Here is a 1,361-nt window from a genome sequence, read left to right as displayed (position 1 = left end):
AAATCAACGGTGGTATAGTGCCTCAGGTTGTGAGTCAGTGGCAACTCTATTCCGACAATATAAAAGACAGTGATCTGAAAACCGGGCAAACCCTGAATAACACAGTGACACTGGCAGGAGACAATCTGGCTGGTAGCGCCGATTTGCCCGGAGGCAGCAACGGGGGCTTCTTCTATTCGTTTCCCTCTCCACCCTCCTGCAGTGGCGGAGGTGGGTGGCTACCTCTCGAGCGCATTGCCTTGAAGACCCATCTTACTGTTGGCATAAAAGCAGGTAATGATGGTGGAAAACCCTCTGGCAAGGTACCCGATGAAGAATCAAAAGACGAAAATAACGATCATCAAAAAGAGCAAAGAGATGAACCTGGAGGTCAGGAGAGCAGATCACCGGGACAATCTAATGATGGCAGTGGAAATAACAGAAAAGACGACAATGGAGAGGAGAATGAACAAAATGCTACGACTCAAGACCTTCAGGAACTTGCCAACCAGCTTATAGCTCTCATTGAATGCGGCGATCCCAATGCCGTTTTTATGCTGAGGGAAATACTGGATGTGCTAGACATGCCTCAGCGTTTGCAGGTTCTGGAAACAACAGGTACAAACGCCAGGGGTAACCCTGTCACTCCTCTTGAGGCAATACTGGAACTGCAACGTTCTGTCAAAAAAAATTCATTGCGCAATCGGTTTATCAAACAGCTGATAGAAGCCACAAGCGATAAAACACGGACTTTGAATGACCCTGATATTCTGTTTTCACTCCAACCGATCATTCCACCTGCCCGGGCACTGCCCGAGACTGGCGTCAACAACCTGAGGATTTTGTATAAGATTGTTCAGGATATAATCCGCAGGATTAATCAATCTGACCAACAAACACTTATAGGACAATTTGAAAAATATTGCTTTATCGAGTACTTCCTTCAATTATTCCTGCTCTATTCAAACCCACTTGAACCTATTCGTGAACTGTTAGGGAAAATATCAGATTCAGTCATAAGCCGTGATATTGTGATTCATGCGCAAACATTAACGCTCCCCATCTCTTTTCGCGATGCCTTTATAGAGCTTGAACAGCACCCATCCCGCCATGAATCAGCACACCTCTCAAATGAGCTGATAAGGCGGACACATACTTTCCACTCTTCACTAAAAGTACCTTTAATAGCGCCTGTAATCAGTCACAGTGATAATACCGCCAACGCTACGACTGCCAGCAATGCAATCAGATTCACCGATTCCATCCGGCAAGTTAATGGCTCCCACAGTGCCTCTGGCTCTGGCTGCTGTTCCCCTGACTTCCCCACGGATAGATACTTACAGCAGGGAGCAAGGCCAAAGCGACGAGCCCTTGCAAATCAG

Annotated in this window: 1 protein-coding gene; it reads left to right on the top strand. The window is 46.7% G+C overall.

Features of this window, described 5'->3' with window-relative positions:
• Positions 1-17: 17 nt before the first annotated feature.
• Positions 18-1,361: hypothetical protein (locus KDK19_RS04860; RefSeq protein WP_257291461.1), on the top strand; the 1,344-nt coding region annotated here is incomplete at its 3' end.

Origin of the sequence: Endozoicomonas sp. ONNA1, from assembly GCF_024606325.1 — a bacterium.
GTDB lineage: Bacteria > Pseudomonadota > Gammaproteobacteria > Pseudomonadales > Endozoicomonadaceae > Endozoicomonas_A.
The sequence above is the reverse complement of the archived record's forward strand: the minus strand, read 5'-3'. Positions and strand labels throughout refer to the sequence as shown.